Raw genomic sequence first — 23,875 nt, 5'->3', positions numbered from 1 at the left:
CTATGTTCATTCCCATGACCGATACCCGCGCCCTCGCCGCCCAGGCTCTAGCCGATGTCGCCTTGCGCGGCGCCTCGCTACGCGACGCGATGGAGCGTTACGCGCCACGCCTTGCCGACGCGCGCGACCGTGCCCTGCTGATGGCGTTGCTGAGCGACGGTGCGCGCTGGTGGCTGCGGTTTGATCCCGCGCTGGACCGCCTGCTGGAAAAGCCCGTGCGCCAGAAAGAGCCGGCAATTCATGCTTTGCTGGTGCTTGGCCTGGTGCAGCTGGAAATTCTCCAGCTACCCGACTACGCCGCCGTCGCCGCCACCGTGCAGGCCACACGTGCCCTGCAACGACCGCGCATGGCGGGGCTGGTCAACGCCGTGCTCCGCCGCTGGCAGCGCGAACGCACCGAACTGCTCGCCGCGCTCGACGTCAAGCCGCAGACACGTCACGCGCATCCGGCGTGGCTGGCAAAAGCGATCGCACGCGACTGGCCTGTACAAGCCGACGCCGTGATGGCCGCGGACAATGTCGAGCCACCGTTGATGTTGCGCGTGAATAGCCGCCGCGCCGAACGCGATGCACTGCTAGAACGCTTGCGTGCGGATGGCTATACGGCTGAAGCGCACATCTGGCTGACCGATGGCATTGTGCTGCCGCACAGCAGCGACGTGACCCGCATGCCTGGTTTTGCTGCGGGAGAATTCGCCGTGCAGGATGGCGCCGCGCAGTTGGCCGCCGATCTGGCCGAAGTGCGCCATGGCCAGCGCGTGCTCGATGCCTGCGCGGCTCCCGGCGGCAAGGCCTGTCACCTGCTGGAGCGCGCGGATGTCGCGCTTACGGCGCTGGAGTTTGATGCCAAGCGTGCCCAGCGCATTACTCAGAACCTGCAGCGCCTGGGTCTGTCGGCCGAGGTCGTTATTGGCGACGCCGGTCAGCCAGGAGACTGGTGGGACGGCAAGCCGTTCGACCGCATTCTCATCGACGCGCCTTGCTCGGCCACCGGTGTGCTACGCCGCCGACCCGATGTGCGGTTGCATCGTCGCGAGAGCGACATCGCGCCGCTGGTGGCGCAACAGCGCCGCATCCTGGACGCGCTGTGGCCACTGCTCGCAACGGGTGGGCGCATGGTTTACGTCACCTGCTCGCTGCTGCGCGCCGAGAACGAGACCGTAGTGCGCGAGTGGCTGGAAGCGCACCCCGATGCCCGTGCCAGCACCATCACCTTGCCCATCGGGCAGGCCACCTCTGTCGGTTGGCAGATACTGCCTGGCGATGGCGACCTGGACGGCATGTACTATGCCGTTCTCGAAAAATCCTGACGCCGCCCGGTGTGCCGCGGTAGTCCAGTGGGCGCAGAATGATCGCGCTCACACGGCTCAGCGCACCATAAGGTGTGCCTCGTAACATCATCGACTGCTCGCGACTCGGCCATGTCGCCCCGGAATCCACGTATGCTCGCTTTGTCCCAAGCCACTTCGCAGGAACGCCGCTACTTCTGGCTGATGCTGTTGATCGCCCTAGTGGTGATCGGCGCCGGCATGGGCTTGCGTGATCCGTGGCCCTCCGACGAGCCGCGCTTCGCCTTGGCGGCCAAGCAGATGGTCGAGAGCGGCGACTGGCTGTTCCCACATCGTGGCAGTGAGCTGTATTCGGACAAGCCGCCGATGCTTTTCTGGCTGGAAGCCGCCAGTTACACGGTGGTGCGCAGCTGGCGCGTCGCCTTCCTGCTGCCGTCGCTGCTCGCCGCGCTGGGTGCGCTGTTGCTGGTTTATGACCTCGGGCGGCGGCTGTGGAATCGGCAAGTGGGCCTATATGCCGCTTCCGCGCTGTTGATCACCTTCCAGTTCGTCTACCAGACCAAGCGAGCGCAGATCGATCCGTTGGTGATGTTCTACATCACGGCGGCGAACTGGGGTTTGCTGGTGCACATGTTGAAGGGACCGAACTGGCGCGCATTCTGGTTCGGTTGCTTCTGCGCGGGCTTGGGCGTGATTACCAAGGGCGTGGGTGTGCTTGCGTTGTTCATGTTCGCGCCGTATCTCGTCGCCACGTTGGGGCAATGGAATGGCGTAGCGCGCATGGGCGCGGGTGCGTGGTGGCGCTGGGCGCTTGGCCTGGTGGCTGTGCTCGCCGCGATAGCGCTGTGGCTGGTGCCAATGCTGCTAGGCGCGAAGGCACACGCCGCTGATCCGGCCTATGCCACTTACGTCAACGACATCCTGTTCCACCAGACTGCGGGCCGTTACAGCAAGTCGTGGGACCATCACCATTCGGCGCTGTACTACGTACCCATCGTATTGTTCACTTGGCTGCCGCTGTCGCTGACCTATCCGGGTACGTTGCCGCACTGGTGGCGCGCACTGAAGGCGAAGGACGCACGCGTCCTGCTTCCGCTCGGCTGGATCGTGCTGTTGCTGGTGTTTTTCTCCATTCCCAAGGGCAAGCGCGACGTCTACATCATGCCGGCGTTGCCCATGCTGGCGCTGGTGAGCGCACCTTATCTCGACGAGCTGCTGCAGAAGCGCTGGCTGCGCGTGGCCGGGCTGGTCTTTATCGGCGTCATGGGCGTGGCGATGCTGTCGGTGGGCGCTGTGGCACTGGCCGCGCACCCGAAATTCGCCAGCACGTTTGCCACCGCCCGCGGATTCGAAGACGGTGGCCATGCGTTGTGGTGGATGTTCGTGGTCATCGGCGCCACCCAGTTGCTGCTGATTGCCACGCTGCGTGTGCGACGCGCGGTGGCGGCGGTGGCCGGTGGCATGGCGGCCATGTGGCTGGTGTGGAGCCTGTGGGCTTACCCCATCCTCAACGATTCGAGCTCAGCGGCAAGCTTGATGGAAGACGTGCGCAATCATCTGGCTCCCGGTGATGAGCTGGGCATGGTGGCGTGGAAAGAACAGAACCTGCTGATGCTGAATCATCCCGCCACCGACTTCGGCTTTACGAAGCCGTGGCATGAGCAGTACGCCGCTGCCGTGAAGTGGCAGGCACAGGACCCGACGCATCGCTGGCTGTTCGCGCTCGATCCGGTGATGGCCAACTGCGTGGATCGCAGCAAGGCGGTGAGCCTGGGCCACGCGAACCGGCGCGAGTGGTGGATGTTCAAGGCCGATGCCGTGGTGCCGGGTTGCGTGCCGGACGAGAACGTCGATCGCGTGCCGGCGGCGGCACTGGAAGACTGAGTGAGTCCGGGTTGCGCACTGCGTGCGCGACCCGACCTAGCGGCTGGCCAGCAACCGCTGGTAAACGGCTTCGGTGCGCTCCACGAACTGCGGCAGCCCAAAGTCGCGCGCGGCGTGCTGTCGCGCTGCCGCGCCCATCGCTGGCAAGGTATTACGCTGCTCCAGCAGCCCTGTGATGGCTGCGGCAATGGCTGCGCGATCGCGCACCGGCACCAGCCAGCCGTCGACACCAGCATCCAGATTTTCTGGCAGCCCGGCGTAATCGCTGAGCAATACGGATTTGCCCATCGACATCATTTCGCGACAGGCGAACGAGATGGTTTCCACGTCATAAGACAGCACAAAGCCCGCATCGAGAGCAGCCACCATCGGTCGCGGATCGGCCAGCACGCCGGGAAACACGACACGGTCAGCGAGTCCGAGGGCGGCGACACGCTCCAGCTCTGCAGCCTTGGGCGGCACGCCGGCAATCAACACCCGCACACGATCGCGCACCGCTGCGGGCAACGTCGCCAGCGCCTCGACCAGATCCATCCAGCCTTTGTAACTGGCCGTGCCCGCGTTACTGCCGAGCAGCAGCACACTGTCGTCGCCGCCATTCCAGCGGCGGCGTTCCACCGCTACGTCTTCAGCGGACCACGGCGACCAGTGATCGATATCGACGCCGTTGTAGACGGTGTCCAGCCGGCAGCGCCGATAGGCGGTACCCATGAGTTCGCGGCGTGTGTACTCGCATACCGCAATGACCTGGTCCGTGACGCGCGCGCGCAGCCAGTGACCGATGCCGCGCACCGGCTTGGAATTGTGCTTGGTCCAAACCAGCGCCGGCCGAATGCCTGGCATCGCCGACAGCACCAGCCGATGATCGGCTGAACCGTTGACGTGCACCACGTCGAACGCTTGCGCACGCAGGTAGCGCGCCAGCTGCTCTTGCGCGCGACGGCGCGCCTTCCACTTGTTCAAGCCATTGGGAAACGGCTGGTCGAGCACGAACACGCCGGGCAGCGTACGCGCCTCGCGATTGAGCCGGCTGCCGGGCGGTGCGGCCACATGAACTTCATGATGCGACGCGAGCGCCGCAGCGAGTGCGCGGATATAGGTGGTGTGGCCACCGCCGTCTCCCGTGTGGAAGTTCGTGTAGAGCAGCTTCATGTCGTGTGACCGCTTCCCTCAAGCAAGTCGACATGCTGGTTGATGCCACGCTCGCACCAGGTGACGCCCTGCGTGCGGGTTTCGTGGAACAGGCGATTGTTGGGCAGGCTCATGTCATTCACATCAGGCGGCGAGCGCGAGTCGTGCCAAAGATGTACTGCAAGCGCCGACCATTTCAGCGCACGGCGTCGCAAGCCGGTGTTCTCAAGGCGCGCGGCAAGCTCACGGTCTTCCGCGCCATAGCCTTCCATGCGCTCGTCGAAACCGTTCACGCGCAGCAAGTCGTCACGCCAGAAGCTCATGTTGCAGCTCATCACGCGACCGCCGTTGCGGGAGCGCGCCTTCCAGCGCGCCAACAAAGGCTGCCGGAACGCGTAAAGCCGTCGCGTGCCATCGAACTCTTCAAAATGGGCGCGCACCCATGGCGCGAACACCGGCTTGCCGCCGGCAAGCAAACGCGTGGATTCCTCCTGCGTCGCCTTGAGCCGGCCGCCCTGCAGAAAGTAACCACGCTCGGCCAGCATCAGGTGGTCGGCGATGAACTGCGGATGCACGAGCATGTCGCCATCGAGCAGGATCACGTAGTCGCCGCCGCTGGCGGCGATGCCCCGATTGCGTGAGCGGGCGGCACGAAACCCATGGTCTTCTTGCCACATGTGGCGCAGGGGTACCGGGAAACTGGCACGCATCCGCTCGATCAGCGCAGCCGTGTCCGGCCGGGAGCCATCGTCGGCGACGATGACCTCGTAGGGAAGCTGCGTCTGCCAGGCCAGGCCCTCAAGCACGCGCTCGAGTGCTTCCGGCCAGTTGTAGGTCGTTACGACAACGCTGACGCGCAGGGCGAGATCCGCATTCATGCCCGGCGTATCTCGCTGCGACTCATGCATCCGTCGCCTTGCGCCGCTGGCGCATGCCGTGGCGGAGAATGGAAATGGCCCGATCCATGCGTTTGGGCCAGGCGGCGCTGCCGCGGCGGGCGGCGATGGCCGCGTAGCGCCACGCCTCATCCATGCCCGGCTCCGGCTTGCTGCGGAACTCCGCTTTGGCCAAGTCCAGTGTATGGACGTCCATATGCATGCGCTCGGCATACTGATTGATCAGCGTGCGCGAGCGGAACAGGTTGACGAACTGGTTTTCGCGGTGCCTGGCGTGCCACCAGCCGTTTGCGCCATGGACGCGGTAGTGCACCATGCCGGTGGGCAGGAAATACTTGCGTGCGCCAAGCACGCTGGTGCCGAACACCAGGCAATTGTCGGCCGAAATGCGCCATGTGCTCAGGAAAGCCTGCGGCAGGTCCAGTGCACGTTGCGCCCACGGGCGGCGCATGGACAGCGCGGACGTGGCGGCGCCATACCAGTAAGCCGTTACCCAGGTACTGATGGCCGTGTAGCCGAGGTCAGTGGCTCGGTCGGCATAGCCGATGATGCCTTGCTCATTGCCGAACAGATTGACATCGGTGAACACGAAATCGATGTCACGACGACTGTCGTAGACCTCGCCCATGCGTGCTAGATAGTCCTTGCCCCAATGGTCGTCCGCGTCGAGGAAGCAAACGACGTCGCCGGTGACGCCATCCATGCCTTTGACGAAGGCGGAGAGTTGCCCGCCATTGCTCACGCAGCGAAGCGTCACGCGGTGATCGTCGCCGTAATGCTCGAGAAGCCATTCGGTCGAACCGTCGGTGGAGCCGTCGTCCATCACGATCACCTGGGCGGCCGCGCGGGTTTGCGCCAGCACGCTGTCGATCGCGGTGCCGACGTAATCGCGATAGTTGTAGTTGGTGATGATGACGCTGAAGGTCACCCCGGCCTTCATGCAGGGACCCCGTCCTGCAGCAATTTGCGGAAGTAGGCGATGGTTTCGCGCAGGCCATCGTCGAGGCTCACGCTCGGCTCCCAGCTCAGCTTCTCCTTTGCCAGCGAAATGTCCGGCTGGCGTTGGCGCGGGTCATCAGACGGCAACGGGCGGAACACGAGCTTGGAGCGTCCGCCGACGAGCTGCAGCACGCGCTCGGCCAGCTGCAGCATGGTGTGTTCGACCGGGTTGCCAATGTTCACCGGACCGGTAAAGCCGGCCTCGCTGTCCATCATGCGCACGATCACTTCGATCAGGTCGTCGACGTAGCAGAAGCTGCGCGTCTGGCTGCCGTCGCCGTAGATGGTGATGTCCTCGCCACGCAGCGCCTGCACGATGAAGTTGCTCACCACGCGGCCGTCGTTGGGGTGCATGCGCGGCCCGTAGGTGTTGAAGATGCGCACCACCTTGATGTCGAGGTTATTCTGGCGGTGGTAGTCGAAGAACAGCGTCTCCGCGCAGCGCTTGCCTTCGTCGTAGCAGCTGCGGAACCCGATGGGATTGACGCGCCCCCAGTAGTCCTCGCGCTGCGGGTGCACTTCCGGATCACCGTACACCTCGCTGGTGGAGGCCTGCAGGATGCGTGCATGGGTGCGCTTGGCCAGGCCCAGCATGTTGATGGCGCCATGCACGCTGGTCTTGGTGGTCTGCACCGGATCGTACTGGTAGTGCACGGGCGAGGCGGGGCAGGCGAGGTTGAAGATGCGATCGACCTCCACATACAGCGGAAAGGTCACGTCATGCCGCATCAGCTCGAAATAGGGGTGACCTAGCAGGTGCGCGATGTTCTGCTTGCTGCCGGTGAAGAAGTTGTCCACGCACAGCACGTCGTGGCCGTCGCGCACCAGCCGGTCGCACAGATGCGAACCCAGAAAACCAGCGCCGCCGGTTACCAGCACCTTGTTCATCGAGAAACCCCCGAGACCCCAATCAGCATCGGGGTACTTTAGTTTTATTGGATGGAAGTTGCCCGAACCGCGGCGCGTTCCCGCCAGGCCAGGCCCAGGGCCAGCCCGAACGGCAGCCAGAGCAGCAGCCAGGACGGTCGCGGGCTGTTGAGCATCTGCGGCATGTCGAACTGCAAGACCACCGACGCATAGACCCACAGCGCCAGCACGATACGCCCCTGCATGGAGCGGCGATGCCGCCAGCCCTGCCAGCCGACCAGCAGCCACATGGCCACGGTCAGCAACAGGCCGGGCACCCCCAGCTCCACGGTCACCTGGGTCAGCAGGTTGTGGGTATGGGTATAGGGCAGGCCTTGCACCATCAAGGAGATGGGCATACCCGCGCCCTGCCCCAGCCACGGCCGCGCGGCGATCAGGTGCATCGACTGCATGAAGAGTTCCGGGCGCAGGGAGGCGCCGCGCTCAAGCAGCATGCTTGTTGGCCACATCGCCAGGGCCGCGCCCGCCAGCAGCACGCCAATCGCCAGCCAGCGCCACACCCGCCCCGGTCGCCACAGCGGCATTGCCAGCACACAAACGCACAATGCCAGCCAGACATTGCGGGTCTGGGTGAGGCCCACGAAGACCAGCAGGGCAGCGATCGCCACATAGCGCAGCACCGACCAACGCCGTTCGGCGATCTCGAGCTGGCTCAACCACAAGGCCACCGCGCCCATCAGTGCCGCGGCGTAGTTGGCCGTCGCGATGGCGCCTTCGCCGACGATGCGGACGTCGGTTTGCGGTTGGACCAGGAACCTGACGCAGTAGAAAAGGGCGCAGGCAGCAATGGCCACCCCCACCGGCAGCAACAAGCCGCGGATGCGTGGCGCCTCGTCCGCCGCGTAAGCGTGCCAGCCGAGTACGAACGAAAGCACGCTCAGCAAACGACCAATCTCATCTCCCGGACGTGCCAGCTTGCCCCAGATGATGGACAGCGCAGCCCACGCCAGCAGCAGCAGGAACACCCGGAAGGCCGGCAACGGCCACAACTGGCGCCATACCGCCGCGCGTTGCGAAAAGGCCAGGAACAGCGCCGGCAGATACAACAACAGGATCAGGCTTGCCTGATAGGTCTTGCCCGGATTGAATGAAACGCCCGCCGGCATGATGACCAGGCCCAGCATCATCCAGGCGATACCGATGGCCAGGACGATGCGCGCGATATCGCGGCGACGCGGTTTGGCTTGTGTACTCAACGGGCTCGCGTTGCTTTCCATACTGCCTACTTGCTTGATCGTTATCGCGGCCCGGGGACACCATCCCCGCCTTTCGCGTGTCTCAACGCGGCTTCCGCCGACGTGGCCTACATAGTTTCAGGCCTGGCGTAGCCATTGTCAGCAGGATAGTGCAGACCCCCAGCTGAAAATGAGCCGACCACCGCGCCATAACGGCTCGCCTGCCCAGGCCCTGCGCGCAGGCACCTGGCCGATTGCGGCTAGAATTCGCGCCATGCCTACCCTGCCCCTTACCCTCGTGGTCATCACCTACAACGAGGCGAAAAATATTGCGCACTGCCTGGACAGCGTGCCTTTTGCGGCCGAGAAGGTGGTGATCGACAGCGGTAGCACCGACGACACCATCGCCATTGCGCAGGCACACGGTGCGCGGGTGGTACATCAGGATTGGCTGGGTTTCGGGCCGCAGCGCAATTTCGCCACCACCCAGTGCAATAACGAATGGATCCTCGCGCTGGATGCCGACGAATATCTTTCGCCCGCGCTGGCGGCCGAGCTGGAGCAACGGTTGCCTGAGCTGATGGCCAGCAGCCTCTGCGCCGCCTACCTGCGCCGCGCCACCATTTATATGGGTGCGCCAATGCGCTGGTACCTGCCGGCGATGGGCGAGCGGATGGCGCGCCTGTTCCACCGCGACCGCGCGCGGTGGACCGATGCGCGCGTGCACGAATCGCTGCGATTCGATGGGCCGTCGGTCACGCTGAAGGCTCCGTTCAATCACGAGAACAATCCGAGCCTGCCGGAGAAGCAGATCAAGGTACTGCGGTACGCGGAACTCAAGTGCCGCGACTGGCTGGAGAAGAACAAGCCGGTGCGCATGTGGCAGACGCCGTTCGTGTACCTGCTGGCCTTCATCAAGGATTACTTCTTGCGGCTGGCCTTCCTGGATGGCTGGCGCGGTTTCGTCATCGCGCAGACCGCAGCCTCCTACGCCGCCTACAAACGCATGCGTTACTACGAGATGCGTCGCAACCCGGCCTCGCTCGAAAGCGCCGCAGACGCCCTGATTCGCCACGGCATCGATCGATGAGCAAACAGCCCGATCTAAAAGAGCATTACCTCCTCTACGGCTCCGAGCGTTACGCGCTGGCCATCCTGCGCCCGGTGCAGGAGGCGATTCGCGCACGCGGCGACGAAGCGGCCTGGTTCTTCGACGGCCCCGGCGCGGAAGACCTGATGGAAGGCGAGCGCCTGCTCACCGTGCAGGAAGTGCGCGCGTGGAACCCGCGTGCGGTGATCACTTCCAGTAATGCGGTGCCGCATTTCTTCCCGGGCGTGAAGGTGGAGACCTTCCACGGCTTCGACGCTGGCAAGCCGCGACACATCTACGTTCGCGGCTTCTTCGACCTGTACTGCACCACCGGTCCGCGCGACACGGCGAAGTTCAGGGAGATCGCCGATCGCGTCGGTCATTTCGCCGTGACCGAAACGGGTTTCCCCAAGCTCGATCCTTTCATGAAGGAAATCAGCGGCCCGATGCCGCCGGTACGGCAGCCGCCGGTGATTCTCTATCACTCCACCTTCTCGCCTTCGTGGAGTGCGGCCGAGACGCTGTACGAAGAGGTGAAGCGCCTCTCGCGCGATGGCCGCTGGCGCTGGATTGTCACCTTCCATCCGAAGATGAACCCGGAAACGACGGCCAAGTACAAGGCGCTGCAGAACGAATACCTGACGTTCGCCGAGAACGACAACATTCTGGAGCTGTTCCCGCAGGTGGACATGATGTGCTCGGACACCTCGTCCGCGCTCAACGAGTTCCTGCTCACCGGCAAGCCGGTGGTGACGTTCAAGAACCGCCGGCCGGGACCGCAACTGATCGATATCGACGAGGCGTCGCAGTTCGAACCGGCGATCGCGCGCGCACTGTCGCGTCCGCCCGAACTGATGCAGGCCATCCGCGAGTACGGCGATGCCATCCATCCGTACCGTGACGGCCATTCCAGCGAACGCATCCTCAAGGCCATCGACGGCTTCATCGCAGCGGGCGGGCGCAACCGGCGCCGCAAGCCGTGGAATTTCTGGCGGAAACTGAAGATCCGCCGGCGTATCGGGTATTGGGGTCCGGCGTAGCCACCACGGCGGCCGGCAACGCCGCTTTTGACCGTCACCCCCGCGAGGAGCTTTTCAACAGCAAAGCTGGTCAAGCGGGGATCCAGCGTCTCTCTTGCTCGCGAAATGCTCAAAAGGCACTGCCCCCCGCTTTCACGGGGATGACGGCTCGTTGAGCCTCCCCGCGACGTGGACCATGCCCGGCTCGGGCTAGAATCGTCTCACTACTCACCAAGAAGACTGCCCGTGGCATCCAGCAGCTATAGCCGCTTTGAACATCTGCGCTCCCTCTGGCCCTGGCTGCCACTGTGGACACTGGCCGCGCTGCTGGCGATTTTTTCGCATGGGCCAATGCCGCTGTACTCCACGCGCACCCTCGCGGTGGCTTGGGAAATGTGGAACCACCATCACTGGCTGGTACCGCATATCAATGGCCAGCCTTACAGCGAAAAGGTGCCGCTGCTGTTCTGGCTGATCCATGCCGGCTGGCTCGTGTCCGGCGTGAACGACGTCTGGCCGCGCGTGCTTGAAGTGATCTTTGGTGGCGCGGAGCTGGTGCTGGTTTCGGTGCTGGCACAGCGGCTGTTTCCGAACCGTCCATGGGTGGCCAAGGGCGCACCGTGGATGCTGCTGGCGCTGGGCTATGCCTTCCTGTTCGGCCTGCAGATCATGTACGAGGTGCTGCTGGCCGTTTGCGTGCTGTCGGCGCTGCTTTGCCTGACGCCCAAGCCGCAGCGCGCCGAACCGCGTTGGCTGCTGTTTGGCCTGTGCGTTGGTGCCGGCTTGCTCACCAAGGGTCCGGTGATGCTGCTGCACATCGCCTTCCCGTGGTTGCTGGGGCCGCTGTGGAATGACTGGGCGCGCGACAACCGCGCGCGCTGGTACGGCCGTGGCGTGCTGGCCGTGCTGCTGGGTGGCGCGATGTTGCTGGCCTGGGCGCTGCCGGCCGGCTTTAGCGGTGGCGAGGCCTATCGCCAGCGGCTGTTCTTCACCCAGACCGCCGGCCGCGTAGTGGATGCGTTCGACCACGCTCGTCCGTTCTGGTGGTACCTGCCGATGATCCCGGCGCTGCTGTTCCCGTTCAGCGGCTGGCCGCGCGCGTGGGCGGCGCTGATCACGCTGCGTCGACCGCTCGACAGCGGCGTCCGCTTCGCGCTGTGCTGGCTGGTGCCGGTGATCGTGGTGTTCTCCTTCATCAGCGGCAAGCAGCTGTACTACCCGTTGCCGGAGTTCGCCGGCGCTGCTCTGCTGATGGCCGGTGCCATCGCCGTGCTGCGCGACCAGCGCCCTTCGCTGGCCAACAACGCATGGCTGGGCACCTGGCCACTGGGTGTGGGCGGCATCCTGTTTGGCATCTTCCTGTTCGTGCTGCCGGTGCTGGTCGCGCACAACGACCTGCATGGCGAGTGGTTCGACAATACCCAGCGCTACAGCCGCTTCTTCAGCGTGGTGTTCGTGCTGCTGGGCGGCCTACTGCTGCTGCGTGGACGCGGCGAGATGCGCCGCCTCGCGTTTGCCGGGCTTGTCGGTACGCTGGCACTCAACACCCTGTTCACCCTGACCATGTGGCAGAACTTCGACCTGCGCCCTTCCGCCCATCTGCTGGGCGCGGCGGACGCCGAGGGTCGTGCCATCGGCTACCTGGGCAACTACGAAGGCCAGTTCCATTTCGAGGGTCGGCTTACGCACGCCATCGAACGCCTGAGCCAAGGCGATTCGCTGCAGAAGTTCGCGCTTGAGCACCCCGATGGCCTCGTCGTGGCGCGCCCCGAGAAGCTTGAACCTAGCGACCTGCGCTATCCGCTGCTGGTGCAACCGTTCCGTTCGTCGTGGGTGGTGATCTGGCCGGCTCGGTCGCTGGCGGAGCTACGTGCCGGCCGCGTGCCGCCCGAGCCGCCGCATCCGACCCGCGTCTATCAGGTCGACGAGTGGCGCTTCCGCGCCCTGCAATGAACGAGACGCTGATCGCCAACCTGCGTGCGCAGTGCGGCGGTCCGCGCGATGGCGCACTGCTGCGCTTCTCTCTGGGCAATGCGCTGTTGTCTGCCGGCGATGCCGCAAGCGCGGCGACCGAGCTGCGGCAGGCGGTGACGTTTGATCCGAACTATTCGGCTGCCTGGAAGCTGCTGGGCAAGGCTTGCCTCGCATTGGACGACAAGTCCCGCGCCGCCGAGGCATGGCGCCAAGGCATCGCCGTGGCGCAGTCGCGCGGCGACAAGCAGGCAGAGAAAGAGATGACGGTGTTCCTGCGGCGGCTGGGCTAGGAAACTACGGCCGCGGCTGGTCGTATGGACTGGGACGATCGTCCGCCGAATAGCGCTTGTAGTGCCACTGGTACTGCGCGAACGCCAGTTCCACGCAGCTTTCCACACCCCTGTTGAGCGCGCGCGATGCTACGGCCATATCGGCGTCCGCCAGCCCATCCGGCGCGGGAAGCAGGTGAATGCGGTAGCCGGCGCCTTCCGGCAAGCGCTCGGCGAACGCAAACAACACGGTCGCCCCAGTGCGTGCCGCCAATCGCGGCAACAGCACCATGGTCAACGCGTCGCGACCGAAGAATGGTGCGAATTCACCGTCGCCGGCGCGAGGCTTCTGGTCGGGCAGGATGCCGACCGTGCCGCCGGCCGCCAGCCGCTTGTACAACGTGCGCACGCCGGCGCCCTCGGCCCGCACCTGCTCCGGCGCCAGCGCGCCGCGAACTTTGCGCAGCAGGCCTTCCACCGCGGCAATACGCGGTGGGCGATAGAGTATCGCTATCGGCGTCTTGCGGCACAGCCAGTAATTGAGCAGCTCCCAGCAGCCCAGATGCGGCGCGGCAATGATCACGCCCTTGCCCGCCGCGAGTGCTGCATCGAACAAGGCTTCACCATGCACCTCGCGCACCAGATCCAGCGCGCGCTCGGCGTCGATGCCCCAGATCTTCGCGATCTCGGTGGCGGACTTGCCGCTCTCGGCCATCACCGTGTGCAGCAGCGCCGCGTGGGCCGGGTCATCCAGTTCAGGCCGCACGATGCGCAGGTTCACCGACGTGTTGTGCGCCATGCGACTGTGTCGCCATAGCGAGAAGCGGCCGATGCCCGCGCCGATGCGGTGAAGCGTGCGCAGCGGCAGCTTGCCGAGAAGGCGCAGGAGCCAATAGAGGAGAGTGATGTCGAATCGCATGAGCGGCGCAGTGTACCCGGCCGGGCGACTGGTTCGCGGGTCAACGTCGCGTCGCCGGCCACGTTGCCATGTGCATGGCTACCGTCTCGCGTGGCCAAGTTCTAAGCTCCCGTCATCGCCAGCTGCCACCTCACCCATGATCGCCCTGATCCAGCGCGTCCTGTCTGCCCGTGTCGATGTCGAACATAACGATAGAGAGCGAGAAACCGTGGGGGCCATCGGGCCCGGCCTGCTCGCGCTGGTGGCCGTGCAACCAGGCGACGACGAGCCGCGCACACGACGCATGCTCGATCGCCTGCTGCGCTATCGCGTATTTGCCGACGAGCAGGGCCGCATGAACCGCTCGCTGACCGATACCGGCGGCGAACTGCTGCTGGTCAGCCAGTTCACCCTGGCCGCCAACACCCGCTCAGGCATGCGCCCCAGCTTCACCAGCGCGGCGACACCCGAGGAAGGGCGTCGCTGGTTCGAGCGGTTGGTGGAACTGGCCCACGCAGAGCACCCGAGGGTGGAAATCGGACGCTTCGGCGCCCATATGCAGGTACACCTGGTCAACGATGGACCGGTCACGTTCTGGCTGGAGACGCCATGACCGCCATCGTCACGGCACGCCTCGCCCATCGCTTACAAAATCATCGGAAGATGCCGATTTGGCGCGATTTTTGCGTGTCTGCCGTCCAGATTTTATTACTTGAAAACTGGTCAAAAAAGCATCACATGGGTATACTGATCGGTTCCTGCATACGCGGCGGTAGGTATGAATAGCAAAGCTCCCGAGCAACAATCGGAAATCAAGGCGCTCATCTCCAAGGGTTTGGAGCAGGGCTACCTGACCTACGCCGAGATCAACGATCACCTGCCCGACGACATCGTCGATCCGGAGCAGATCGAAGACATCATGGCGGTGCTCAAGGGTGTCGGCATCGAAGTGCACGACGCCGCGCCGGATGCCGATCCGCTCTCGGACAACGCCCCCGGCGCCTCCACCGACGACGAAGCTGCTGCTGAAGAAGCGGTGGCGTTGCTGTCGGCGGTCGACTCCGAAGTGGGCCGCACGACTGACCCGGTGCGCATGTACATGCGCGAGATGGGCACGGTCGAGCTGTTGACCCGCGAGGGCGAAATCGCCATCGCCAAGCGCATCGAGGAAGGCCTGGGCCAGGTGCAGACCGCACTCGCCAGCTTCCCGCTGACCATCCAGTTGCTGCTGGAAGAATACGACCAGCATCTGGACGGCAAGCGTCGCCTGAGCGAGATCCTGGCCGGCTTCGCCGACCTGGAAGAGGCCGCTGATGCGGCCCAGGCTGCCGCGGCCGATCTGGAAGTCGATGCCGGTGACGCCGAGGTCGAGGAAGAGGACGACGATTCCGCCACGGACGAGGACGCCGGTCCGACCGGTCCGGATCCGGAAGAGGTCAAGCGCCGCATGGAACTGCTGCGCGACTACTACGGCAAGTTCCAGAAGACGGCCCCCAAGGCCACCGACATCAGCGACAAGAAGATCGTCAAGCTGCGCGACCAGATGGCTGAGGAATTCCTCAAGCTCAAGCTGCCGTCCGCGCTGATCGACGGCTTCGTGCGCAAGCTTCGCGAAGTGGTCAACGACATCCGTCACCACGAGCGTGTGCTGATGGACATCTTCGTCAAGCAGGTGAAGATGCCCAAGGCCGAGTTCCTCAAGGCATTCCCGAGCAACGAAGGCAGCCTCGAGTGGGCCAACGAGCTGGGTCGCAAGCGCCAGAAGTGGTCGCCGAACATCAAGCCTTACAAGGAAGCGATCGATGCCGAGCAGGAAAAGCTCGCCAACATCGAGCGCCAGCTGTTCCTGCCGCTGACCGACATCAAGGAAATCAACCGCACGATGTCGATCGGTGAGGCCAAGGCCCGCCGCGCGAAGAAGGAAATGGTCGAGGCCAACCTGCGCCTGGTCATCTCCATCGCCAAGAAGTACACCAACCGCGGCCTGCAGTTCCTCGACCTCATCCAGGAAGGCAACATCGGCCTGATGAAGGCCGTGGACAAGTTCGAATACCGCCGCGGCTACAAGTTCTCCACGTACGCCACGTGGTGGATCCGCCAGGCCATCACGCGCTCGATCGCCGACCAGGCACGCACCATCCGTATTCCGGTGCACATGATCGAGACGATCAACAAGCTGAACCGCATTTCCCGCCAGATGCTGCAACAGTTCGGCCGCGAGCCGACGCCTGAAGAGCTGGCCAAGGAAATGGAGATGCCCGAGGACAAGATCCGCAAGGTGCTCAAGATCGCGAAGGAACCGATCTCGATGGAAACCCCCATCGGCGACGACGAAGACTCGCATCTGGGCGACTTCATCGAGGACACCAACGCTTCTTCGCCGGTCGAGTCGGCGACGGAAACGGGCCTGATGGAAACCGTGCGCGACGTGCTGGCCGGCCTCACCCCGCGCGAGGCCAAGGTGCTGCGCATGCGCTTCGGCATCGACATGAACACGGATCACACGCTGGAAGAAGTCGGCAAGCAGTTCGACGTCACCCGCGAGCGGATCCGCCAGATCGAGGCCAAGGCGTTGCGCAAGCTGCGTCACCCGAGCCGCTCGGAGCAGCTGCGCTCGTTCCTCGATATCGACTGAGTACCGCGCTGGTGCAAGTTACGAGAAGCCCCGCGAAAGCGGGGCTTTTTGTTTGGTGCGAAGGCGAGGCGGGACGCTTCAAGTCACTGGATCCCAGCGTTCGCTGGGATGGCATCAGTCACCGTCATCGCTGGTTTCGAGGGAGGATGACGAAACCTTTCAAGCCTTCATCCCAGCGAACGCCGGGATCCAGTGACTGTCGTCAGGTCGCAACCAACAGCCATTACCCCATGTCGTAGAAGAACTGCTCCTGCACGATCTTGTCGTCTTTCACGTGATACACGCAGATTTCGGTCATGGTGATGCGACCGTATTCCTTCATGGTCAGATCCATGGTCATCACGACGCTGAACCAGTTGCCGGCCACCAGGGGGTCGGTCACTTCGATGCTGTGGATCTGCGTCACGCCCGCCTGGAACCGCTTGCCCTTCTCGAGGATCTCATCCAGGCCTTTCACGTTACCCAACGGACCTTGCGCCGACGCCTCGGGCTCGATGCTCACCGCGTCCTTGGCATACAACTCGTGTTGCGCTTCCTCAAACTGACCATGGCGGCACATGGCAACCAGGCGCTTGGCAACGGCTTCGGTACTCATGAGGACATCTCCGGCGGAAGGGTCCGCCGAGGGTAACCCCGCCGACCGAAGCCGGGCGTGAAGGCGCGGCGGCGGTGTTCCGCCGCGCCCATAGGGTCAGTGCTTGCTGACGTTGTCGGTCTCGCCGATAAAGCGCGCCACATTGTCGTGAAGCTGCTTCAGCGAATCCTCGTGCGCATAGACCATGTGGCCCGACGGATACCACGCGTACGAGATGTTCTTCTGCAGGTTGGCCGGAATCGGCATGTGCTGCATTTCATAGTGAGCCGCGTAATAAGGCGTGGCCAGGTCGTAGTAGCCGCCGTGCAGCGACACCCGCAGGTTCGGGTTGGTCTTCATCGCGGTGGCCAGATCGGGCATCACGTTGGTCGACTGCTGCAACGCCTCGGTGGCGCCCGGCCCCTTGTGCGAAAACTCCCAGTGGTCGATATCGGCGAACAGGCGATACGTCTGGCCATCGCCGAACTTGAGCTGGCGGCGCACATAGTCATTGAACGCGGCGACATAGGCCGAGCTGATCGCCGAGGACTGCGGGTCGTATTCGGACGACTTGCTCAGCGGGTCGAGCGACGGGCCGGAGAAGCGGCTGTCCAGGCGGCCGGTGGTGACGTCGCCATCGGCCTGCAGTTGATGCTCGAACATGCCGCCATCCACACGCAGGTTGGCCTTGAGCAGGTAGGTCACCGGCAAGCCGGTGTACTGATGCAGCTTCTCCGCGACGGCCTGCTTGCGCGCATTGTCCAGGCTCGCACCAGCCATCAGTGCCGAGGCGTAATCGGTGATGGCGTACTGCTCCACCTCGCGCAGGAACGACTCCAGTGCGGCCGGCTGCTGCGGCAGCTTGTGGTGGTAGTAGGCGGTGGCGGCAAAGGTGGGCAGGCCCACCACGTAGGGGAGGTCCACGCCGGGGTTATTGGCGGCGCCATCGATGCTGGTGTCGAAGTTGAGAATCTGCGAGAGCAGGATCACGCCGTTGAGGTCGACGCTGTCCTCGTTTTCCAGAATGTTGGCCACCACCGCTGAGCGGGTGGTGCCATAGCTTTCGCCGAACAGGTACTTGGGCGAGTTCCAGCGGTTGTACTTGGACAGGAACTGCGTAATGAACTGCGCGAACGCATGGCCGTCACCGTCCACGCCATAGACCTGCTTCTTGCGCTCCTTCATCTGCTCCTCGCGCTTGCCCTTGTCGGCATCGTCGGCGATCAGGCGGCTGAAGCCCGCGCCCGGCGCGTCGATGAACACGAGGTCAGAAGCGTCGAGCAGGCTGTAGTCGTTGTTGACCAGACCATAAGGCGCGGCAGGCGTATGCGAGTCCTCGCTGGTCATCACGCGCTTGGGACCGAACGCGCCCATGTGCAGCCACACAGTGGCCGAGCCCGGGCCGCCGTTGTAGATGAAGGTGATCGGCCGTTTGCCCGGCTCGGCGCCCTTCTTCAGGTATGCGGTGTAGAACATGCTGACCTGCGGCTCGCCTTCCTTGTCGCCGCTGCCGTGCAGCACCAGGGTGCCCGCCACGGCGGTGTAGTCGATGCTCTTGCCCTCGACCTTCACCGACCCCGAAGTCTCCGACGACTGCGACTTGAGCAGTGCGGCATCGGGCTTGGCGTCGGGCTTCTGGTCCTTGTCGTTTTTGTCGGCGGCGTAGACGCCCGAGCTGAGCATCAGCGCGGCGAGGGCGACAGCGAGAGGAAGCTTGCGCATGAAGGTGGAACCTCTGGGACGGGCGCGGATGCGCGAAGCGCCCAGCTTAGGCAGTGCGCGGGTTCAGTTTCATACGCCAGAAGTCATTGCGGGTGACATCAACAGGACGTTATTCCACCCTTCTGTAGGAGCGCACCCTGCGTGCGACTGGTCCTTGCTGTGGTCTTCCTGCTCGTCATCCCAGCGAAAGCTGGGAACCAGCGACGTTCGCTCTTGGTTGTGCGCTGTCGCCAGCGTGCCGCCTACGCAGCGGGCGTTTCGATCGCCTGCCGGCGACGCGAAGCTAGTCCCCGTGGGACGAGCGAGTCACTTTTCTTTTGCTGGCCCACGCACGCGCAGGAGCGCGTGCGAACGGCGAAGCCGGCCCGAAGGGCGGAGGGCAGGATGCCCGGAGTCAAAGAAAAGTAACCCAAAGAAAATGGCCTTAAGGGCTCACAGCGATATGCGGAATACAAGCGTTGGCCACAGAGGGTTTCGGCCGCGCGACGTGCTACCTCAAGGAACGCGGCTACATCGCAAGGCGTTGAGGTACTGAGGGCTTAAAGCGAAGCGTGCTTTTCGCTCCCTCTCCCCTCCGGGGAGAGGGCTGGGGTGAGGGGCCAATCTCGCAGGGGCGTTGGTGAAAGCTGGCGTTGTGTAGCCCTTCGCGAGTACACGCCCTTCACCTCGGTCTTCTCTTACACAGGGACTGCCTTCGGGTCGCCCGAAGTGAGAAGAAGCAAGCCATCACCCCCGCGCAATCAACCCAATCGCCACCAGCGCCAACGCCAGCCCGAGGGTGTTGACCCAACTCAGCCGCTCGCGGAACGCCAACGTGCCGACCAACGCCCCCAGCGCCACCACACCAAGATTCATGCTGGCAAACACCAGCGACGGGTGATCGGGCAGCGCCTGATGGCCGCGCACGTAGAACACGATGTTGCCGAAGTTGGCCAGGCCCAGCAGCAGGCCGGCGACGGCGTCGCGCAGGGTGAAGAAGGTGCGGTCGTGCCAGCGGCGCCACAGCAGCAGTATCACGGACACCACCAGCGCCAGCGCAAACATCGCCTGCAATGAAGCCGCGAATGGCGTGCCGGCCTGTGCCACGTGCTTGAACAGGATGTCGATGACGCCGAAACCTGCGAACACCACCAGCGGCCAGAGCCATCCGCGTGCTTCACCACCGGGAGCGGACTCCACTCGCCACACCATGCAAAGCAGCGCGAGCAGGCCCAGCACTATGCCCACGCCCTTGCTGATACTCGAATGTTCGCCAAACAGCAGGAACGCGGCGAGCAAGGAGATCAACAGCGAAAGACGTTGCGCCGCGTCCGTACGCACGATGCCGGCGCTGCGTACGGACGCGGCAAGCGCCAGGAAGATCAGTGGCAACAACAGGCCAAGGCCAACGAAGCCGATCCACGGCGCTTGCGGGCCGCGCAGCACATCAAGCGAAGGGTGGAACACCACAGCGGTCAACGCACTGGTCACCACGTAGTTCCATGCGATGGCCTGGCCCACGTCGATGGAAAGCCGGCGTGACAGTTTCAGCAGTACCGATACGAGCACGCTGCACACGACGCTCATCAACACGTAAATCATGAAAGGTCCTTGTCAAAGACAACGGCGCGATACACGGCCAGGCAATACCGAACCGCTTGCAACCGTCATCCCGGCAAACGCCGGGAAAACGGAACAAAGTGGAGGTTATCTCGCGTGTGTGAAGCGTTCGCGATAGCGTGCGGGGCTCAGCTTCAAATGTTGGCGGAAATGGTGGCGTAGCGTATCCGCACTGCCGAAACCGCACACGTCCGCCACGCGTTCCACAGGCATGTCGCTGCCTTCCAGCAATTGACGCGCACGATTGAGTCGTTCCTGTGTCAGCCACTGCTTGGGTGAACAGCCGGCCGCTTCTTCGAATCGGCGCAACAACGTGCGCTCACTCATCCCGGCACGATCGGCCAGCAAGGAAAGCGGTAACGGCTGGTCCAGGCGTCGGCGCATCCATTCCAGCAGCTTGCCCAGCGCGGCGCCCTGTTCGGGCAGTGGCGACTGGATGAACTGCGCCTGCCCACCGTCGCGATGCGCCGGCACCACCGCGCGTCGCGCGACCGAGTTGGCGACTTCCGGCCCGTAGTCGCGACGGATCAGGTGCAGAGAGAGATCGAGCGCCGCCGCGCTGCCTGCAGAAGTGAGCAGGTTGCCTTCGTCGACATAGAGCACGTCGGGCTCAATGTGAATGCGGGGAAAGCGTTCCGCCAAAGCCTGTGCGTAGCGCCAGTGCGTGGTGGCGCGGCGGCCGTCCAGCAGTCCAGCGGCCGCCAGCACGAACACGCCGGAGCAGAACGACACCAACCGCGTCCCGCGTGCGTGCGCCTTGCGCAGCGAATCGAGCAAGGCCGGTGGTGGTGGCGCATCGGCACCTCGCCAGCCGGGAACTATCACGGTGCCGGCTTTGGCAATGCCGTCAAGGTCTCCGTCAGCAAGCACGCGCATGCCGCCGGCCGCATGCATCGGCCCCTTGTCCACGGCACAAAGGCCGAACTGGTACCACTCTTCCAGTTCCGGCCGCGGCAACCCGAACATTTCCACCGCAATACCAAATTCGAACGTGCAAAGGCCGTCGTACACCAGCACCGCCACCCGGCGATTAGCCGGGCCGGATGGACGTCTTGAACGTTTTGGCGGTTTTTTCATGATAACTGGCATTCTTGCCAATGTCGGCGACGCGCGCCAGTGCCGATACTGGCGCCGTCATCCAACACGGAGCCGTCCATGAGCAGTGTCGTCCAGCGTTTTTCCGCCGCCCCCAGCACCGATGCATTGGCACATTTCCAGGCCCGACTCGGCTATGAAACCGACTGCGCCGACGTCTATTACGCGACCCATCACGAAGCGAAGGATTTCGTACTGCTCGATGTGCGCACACCGGTGCTCTATGCCGCCGGGCGTGTACCCGGCGCCCTCAACATGCCCACGCGCACGATCAGCGAACAGCGTCTGGCGGAGTACCCGGCCGATACATTGTTCGTCGTCTATTGCGCCGGACCGCACTGCAACGGCGCCAACAAGGCAGCCGTAAAACTCGCGCAACTGGGACGCCCGGTGAAGGAAATGATCGGCGGCTTGACCGGCTGGCTCGACGAGGGTTTCGGCCTTGAGCGCGGCTGACGATATTCCTGATGCCGCATTGATCCGCCGCGCGGGCAGGGCCGACGTGCCCGCGCTGCTGCAGTTGTGCGCGGAGCACGCTGCGTACGAACGCTTGCCGTACCGATCAGACGAACGAACGGATGCACTGGAGGCGGCGCTGGAAAGCCAGCCACCGCTATGGCATGCATGGCTCGCCAACGTGGGCGGCACCAGCGTGGGTTATGCCAGCGCCACGCTGGATTTCTCCACGCTCGATCGCGCCACCTATCTGCACATGGATTGTCTGTACGTGCGCGAGCGTTGGCGAAGCCGCGCGATCGGCAGGGCCCTGTGGGAATCGGTACGTGCTTTTGCACAGGCCCGCGGTTGCCACGCGATCCAGTGGCAAACGCCATGGTGGAACACGGATGCGGCGCGTTTCTATCGTCGCCTCGGTGCCATGGAATCGGCCAAATTGCGTTATTGCCTGCCGCTCGATCACCGTGACTGACGCGGCTGCGCCGCAACGGCGGGCAATGCGATGATGCCGGAGAAACCACAGCGGGAGGCCACATGCTGGAACTTCGTCCCACTTGCGAACATTGCGACAAACCGCTGCCACCCGCCTCGACCGAAGCGATGATCTGCTCGTTCGAGTGCACCTACTGTCGCGACTGCGTCGAGTTATTGCACAACGTCTGCCCCAATTGCGGCGGCGGCTTCGAGCCACGCCCTATCCGGCCGGCGCAGGACTGGGAGAACGGCAATACGCTGGGCCGGTATCCGGCCGCGGGCAAGCACATCCATCGCCCGGTGAATCTGGCGACGCATGCGATGCTCATCGCACGTCTGGGCAACACGCCGCCCGAACAGCGCTGAGGGTGCCGTGGCTTACTCCCGCGTAGCCAACGCCTTGTTCACCCGCAACGCCAGCAGCGTGCACAGGACGCCCGAGAGCAGGTAGACGCTGACTGCCGCCAGCCCGAAGCGCACGGACAGGCTTAACGCCACCAGGGGGGCGAAGGCTGCGCCAATCAGCCAGGCGAAGTCAGTAGTGAGTGCGGCCCCTGCGTAGCGATGGCGGACTTCGAAGTTGGAAGTCACGCTGCCCGCGGCCTGGCCGTAGGAGAGGCCCAACCCGCCAAAGCCAAGGATGATGAAAGCGTCCTGCCCGAGCTTTCCACCACCCAGCAGCCACGGCGTGATCAGCGCAAAAATGGCGATCAGTGCGGCCATGGTGCCCAGCGTCGTGCGACGGCCAACGCGATCGGCCAACACACCTGACACGATCATGCCAAGCATGCAGGCGAAAGCGCCGATGATTTCAGCAACCAACACCGCGTTCACCGATTGGGCCGCGTGCAGCACGATCCACGACAGCGGGAAGATGGTCACCAGATGGAACAGCGCATAGCTGGCCAGCGCCGCGAATGCACCGATGAAGATGTTGTAGCCCTGCGTACGTAGCAGCTCGATGATGCCGATGGGTTCCAGCTCGCGCTCTTCCATGGCCACCGTATACTCCTCGGTCACCACCAGGCGCAGGCGGGCAAACAACGCCACCACATTGATGGCAAAGGCGACGAAGAATGGATAGCGCCAACCCCAGTCGATGAAGTCTTCCTGCGACAAGCTTCCATGCAGGAACAGGAACAAGGCGCCAGCCACTATGAAGCCGATCGGTGCGCTCAGTTGCCCGAGCATGGCGTACCAGCCGCGCTTCTGCGGCGGCGTGTTGAGCGCCAGCAACGAGGGCAGGCCGTCCCACGAACCACCAAGCGCAAGGCCTTGCAGTATGCGGAACAGAACCAGCAGCGAGATCGCCCAGGTGCCGATCACGTTGTAACTCGGAAGAAAGGCCATGCCCGCCGTGGCGCTGCCCAGCAGGAACAATGCAATGGTGAGTTTGGTGCCGCGACTCCAACGACGCTGGAAGCTCATGAACAGCGCGGTGCCCAGCGGGCGCGCGATGAACGCCAGTGAAAAGATCGTGAAGGCGTACAGCATGCCGTCCAGCGCGCTGGCAAACGGGAACAGCACCTGCGGAAACACCAGCACGCAGGAAATGCCGAACACGAAGAAGTCGAAGTGCTCGGAGGTGCGTCCGATGATGACGCCGATGGCGATTTCGCCCGGCGCCACTTTCGCCTGAGCCTGCAGCCGCCCGATCTCCTCTACCGAGGTGCCCGCCGTGCCGTCATGTTCAGGGAACGCGCTTGACATAGTCGTTACTCGGAAAGAGGGAGGATGTCGCGGCCGCAGCATGGCACCGCCACGCCTCA

General features: G+C 64.0%; 23 protein-coding genes. 12 read left to right on the top strand and 11 right to left on the bottom strand.

Translation table 11 applies throughout. The annotated features are described in order from the left end of the window. The first annotated feature begins 14 nt into the window (after positions 1-14). Positions 15-1,310: a 16S rRNA (cytosine(967)-C(5))-methyltransferase RsmB gene (gene rsmB, locus AC3CBN_RS05240; RefSeq protein WP_488635766.1), complete on the top strand. Its 1,296-nt coding sequence runs from the start codon at positions 15-17 to the stop codon at positions 1,308-1,310. 132 nt (positions 1,311-1,442) lie between these two features. After that, positions 1,443-3,173: an ArnT family glycosyltransferase gene (locus AC3CBN_RS05235; RefSeq protein ID WP_488635765.1), complete on the top strand. Its 1,731-nt coding sequence runs from the start codon at positions 1,443-1,445 to the stop codon at positions 3,171-3,173. Positions 3,174-3,209: 36 nt separating this feature from the next. Here the strand turns inward: AC3CBN_RS05235 and AC3CBN_RS05230 are convergent, their stop codons facing one another. The 5 genes from AC3CBN_RS05230 to AC3CBN_RS05210 are packed head-to-tail and all read right to left on the bottom strand — an operon-like array spanning position 3,210 to position 8,343. Continuing rightward, positions 3,210-4,325 carry a glycosyltransferase family 4 protein gene (locus AC3CBN_RS05230; RefSeq protein WP_488635764.1) on the bottom strand — a complete coding sequence of 372 codons (1,116 nt, stop codon included), beginning with the start codon at positions 4,323-4,325 and terminating at the stop codon, positions 3,210-3,212. Continuing rightward, on the bottom strand, positions 4,322-5,182 hold the full coding sequence (locus AC3CBN_RS05225) for a glycosyltransferase family 2 protein (RefSeq protein ID WP_488635763.1): 861 nt from the start codon (positions 5,180-5,182) through the stop codon (positions 4,322-4,324). The genes AC3CBN_RS05230 and AC3CBN_RS05225 overlap by 4 nt, the downstream gene beginning before the upstream one ends. A gap of 22 nt (positions 5,183-5,204) precedes the next feature. Next, positions 5,205-6,140 (bottom strand): glycosyltransferase family A protein, encoded by a 936-nt coding sequence (locus AC3CBN_RS05220; RefSeq protein ID WP_488635762.1) that lies wholly within the window; start codon positions 6,138-6,140, stop codon positions 5,205-5,207. Continuing rightward, on the bottom strand, positions 6,137-7,087 hold the full coding sequence (locus AC3CBN_RS05215; RefSeq protein ID WP_488635761.1) for a UDP-glucuronic acid decarboxylase family protein: 951 nt from the start codon (positions 7,085-7,087) through the stop codon (positions 6,137-6,139). The genes AC3CBN_RS05220 and AC3CBN_RS05215 overlap by 4 nt, the downstream gene beginning before the upstream one ends. A gap of 44 nt (positions 7,088-7,131) precedes the next feature. After that, positions 7,132-8,343 (bottom strand): O-antigen ligase family protein, encoded by a 1,212-nt coding sequence (locus tag AC3CBN_RS05210; RefSeq protein ID WP_488635760.1) that lies wholly within the window; start codon positions 8,341-8,343, stop codon positions 7,132-7,134. 232 nt (positions 8,344-8,575) lie between these two features. Between AC3CBN_RS05210 and AC3CBN_RS05205 the strand changes: the two genes are divergently transcribed. The 4 genes from AC3CBN_RS05205 (at position 8,576) to AC3CBN_RS05190 (ending at position 12,674) form a co-directional block, all read left to right on the top strand. Then, complete coding sequence (locus AC3CBN_RS05205) at positions 8,576-9,391, top strand: glycosyltransferase family 2 protein (protein WP_488635759.1); 816 nt, start codon at positions 8,576-8,578, stop codon at positions 9,389-9,391. Beyond that, positions 9,388-10,431 (top strand): CDP-glycerol glycerophosphotransferase family protein, encoded by a 1,044-nt coding sequence (locus tag AC3CBN_RS05200; RefSeq protein WP_488635758.1) that lies wholly within the window; start codon positions 9,388-9,390, stop codon positions 10,429-10,431. The genes AC3CBN_RS05205 and AC3CBN_RS05200 overlap by 4 nt, the downstream gene beginning before the upstream one ends. Before the next feature lie 225 nt (positions 10,432-10,656). Then, positions 10,657-12,363 (top strand): ArnT family glycosyltransferase, encoded by a 1,707-nt coding sequence (locus AC3CBN_RS05195; RefSeq protein WP_488635757.1) that lies wholly within the window; start codon positions 10,657-10,659, stop codon positions 12,361-12,363. Then, positions 12,360-12,674 (top strand): tetratricopeptide repeat protein, encoded by a 315-nt coding sequence (locus AC3CBN_RS05190; RefSeq protein WP_488635756.1) that lies wholly within the window; start codon positions 12,360-12,362, stop codon positions 12,672-12,674. The genes AC3CBN_RS05195 and AC3CBN_RS05190 overlap by 4 nt, the downstream gene beginning before the upstream one ends. A gap of 4 nt (positions 12,675-12,678) precedes the next feature. Here AC3CBN_RS05190 and AC3CBN_RS05185 read toward each other — a convergent pair whose 3' ends face one another. Further along, positions 12,679-13,572, bottom strand: coding sequence for an LpxL/LpxP family acyltransferase (locus tag AC3CBN_RS05185; protein ID WP_488635755.1), 894 nt, complete (start codon positions 13,570-13,572; stop codon positions 12,679-12,681). Between the two features lie 136 nt (positions 13,573-13,708). Here AC3CBN_RS05185 and dtd point away from each other — a divergent pair, with 136 nt between their 5' ends. Genes dtd through rpoD form a run of 3 tightly spaced genes read left to right on the top strand, consistent with a single transcriptional unit; the run spans position 13,709 to position 16,186 of the window. Then, positions 13,709-14,164, top strand: a complete 456-nt coding sequence (gene dtd / locus AC3CBN_RS05180) for a D-aminoacyl-tRNA deacylase (RefSeq protein WP_488635754.1) — start codon at positions 13,709-13,711, stop codon at positions 14,162-14,164. After that, the gene (locus tag AC3CBN_RS05175) at positions 14,161-14,337 is read left to right on the top strand and encodes a hypothetical protein (protein WP_488635753.1); all 177 of its coding nucleotides are present in this window, start codon (positions 14,161-14,163) and stop codon (positions 14,335-14,337) included. The genes dtd and AC3CBN_RS05175 overlap by 4 nt, the downstream gene beginning before the upstream one ends. Continuing rightward, positions 14,330-16,186, top strand: coding sequence for an RNA polymerase sigma factor RpoD (gene rpoD / locus AC3CBN_RS05170; RefSeq protein WP_488635752.1), 1,857 nt, complete (start codon positions 14,330-14,332; stop codon positions 16,184-16,186). Before AC3CBN_RS05175 ends, rpoD begins: the two co-directional genes overlap by 8 nt. A gap of 223 nt (positions 16,187-16,409) precedes the next feature. Here the strand turns inward: rpoD and AC3CBN_RS05165 are convergent, their stop codons facing one another. The 4 genes from AC3CBN_RS05165 to ftrA form a co-directional block, all read right to left on the bottom strand. Next, positions 16,410-16,781, bottom strand: coding sequence for a SnoaL-like domain-containing protein (locus AC3CBN_RS05165; protein WP_488635751.1), 372 nt, complete (start codon positions 16,779-16,781; stop codon positions 16,410-16,412). 96 nt (positions 16,782-16,877) lie between these two features. Beyond that, the gene (locus AC3CBN_RS05160) at positions 16,878-18,482 is read right to left on the bottom strand and encodes a S10 family peptidase (RefSeq protein ID WP_488635750.1); all 1,605 of its coding nucleotides are present in this window, start codon (positions 18,480-18,482) and stop codon (positions 16,878-16,880) included. Positions 18,483-19,208: 726 nt separating this feature from the next. Then, on the bottom strand, positions 19,209-20,063 hold the full coding sequence (locus tag AC3CBN_RS05155; RefSeq protein WP_488635749.1) for an EamA family transporter: 855 nt from the start codon (positions 20,061-20,063) through the stop codon (positions 19,209-19,211). Positions 20,064-20,168: 105 nt separating this feature from the next. Continuing rightward, entirely contained in the window at positions 20,169-21,158 is a 990-nt protein-coding gene (gene ftrA / locus AC3CBN_RS05150) for a transcriptional regulator FtrA (protein WP_488635748.1), read from the bottom strand. A gap of 78 nt (positions 21,159-21,236) precedes the next feature. On the opposite strand from ftrA, the gene AC3CBN_RS05145 reads away from it, so the two are divergent. From AC3CBN_RS05145 to AC3CBN_RS05135, 3 genes are all read left to right on the top strand, one after another. Continuing rightward, positions 21,237-21,632, top strand: coding sequence for a rhodanese-like domain-containing protein (locus AC3CBN_RS05145; RefSeq protein WP_488635747.1), 396 nt, complete (start codon positions 21,237-21,239; stop codon positions 21,630-21,632). Beyond that, positions 21,619-22,104: a GNAT family N-acetyltransferase gene (locus AC3CBN_RS05140; RefSeq protein WP_488635746.1), complete on the top strand. Its 486-nt coding sequence runs from the start codon at positions 21,619-21,621 to the stop codon at positions 22,102-22,104. The genes AC3CBN_RS05145 and AC3CBN_RS05140 overlap by 14 nt, the downstream gene beginning before the upstream one ends. Before the next feature lie 62 nt (positions 22,105-22,166). After that, positions 22,167-22,472, top strand: coding sequence for a DUF1272 domain-containing protein (locus tag AC3CBN_RS05135; protein ID WP_488635745.1), 306 nt, complete (start codon positions 22,167-22,169; stop codon positions 22,470-22,472). Between the two features lie 12 nt (positions 22,473-22,484). On the opposite strand, the gene AC3CBN_RS05130 is transcribed toward AC3CBN_RS05135, so the two are convergent. Then, positions 22,485-23,816: an MFS transporter gene (locus AC3CBN_RS05130; RefSeq protein ID WP_488635744.1), complete on the bottom strand. Its 1,332-nt coding sequence runs from the start codon at positions 23,814-23,816 to the stop codon at positions 22,485-22,487. Positions 23,817-23,875: the final 59 nt, after the last annotated feature.

The sequence above is a fragment of the Dyella sp. OK584 genome (assembly GCF_057787755.1).
This window is presented reverse-complemented; position numbering and strand designations above follow the sequence as displayed.